Here is a 725-nt window from a genome sequence, read left to right as displayed (position 1 = left end):
CATTTTGTATACAAAATGACATCGTATTGTGTAAAGGAGACAAGCAATGATGAATGACGTGAAAGAAAGAGAAGAAACACTGTGTATGCAGGTACTTGGGAATATGGACAACCCCGAGTACAAAGAGATCTTGTCTAAAGATGCATTGAAGTTCTTAGAAGCTATCGTTAACAAGTTTGGAGATCGCCGTCATGCCCTGCTAAATGATCGCGACATAAAACAAGCAAAATATGATGACGGTGAGCTACCTAATTTTAGAAAGGACACTATCTCTATTCGTCAGAATAAAGAGTGGAAAGTCACAACACCGCCACCAGAATTACTGGATCGTCGCGTAGAGATTACAGGCCCTATCGAGAGAAAGATGGTGATCAACGCATTAAACTCAGGTGCGAAAGTCTTCATGTGCTGTTTTGAGGATGCGTCTTCCCCAACTTGGGCCAACATGGTCGAAGGGCAAATTAACTTAAGAGATGCCAATTTAGGCACCATCAGCTATTTCGATGAGAAGAAACAAAAGAACTACCAGCTAAACAGCGACCCTGCGTTGTTAATCGCTCGCCCTCGTGGAATCCATCTACCTGAACAATCGATCCAATTCAACAATCAACCTATCGCGGGTTGTCTGATGGACTTTGCGTTGTACTTTTTCCACAACTATCAATCACGTGCGCAGCAAGGCTTGGGCGTTTACTACTACATTCCAAAGCTTGAGAGCATGGAAG

The 725-nt window shown here is 43.2% G+C and carries 1 pseudogene; it reads left to right on the top strand.

From position 1 onward, the window contains the following. Positions 1 to 46: 46 nt before the first annotated feature. Positions 47 to 725 (top strand): annotated as a pseudogene (locus BCT81_RS01290) (malate synthase A); the annotation flags it as partial.

It is taken from the genome of Vibrio sp. 10N.261.52.A1, from assembly GCF_002876325.1.
Classification (GTDB): domain Bacteria; phylum Pseudomonadota; class Gammaproteobacteria; order Enterobacterales; family Vibrionaceae; genus Vibrio; species Vibrio chagasii.
This window is presented reverse-complemented; position numbering and strand designations above follow the sequence as displayed.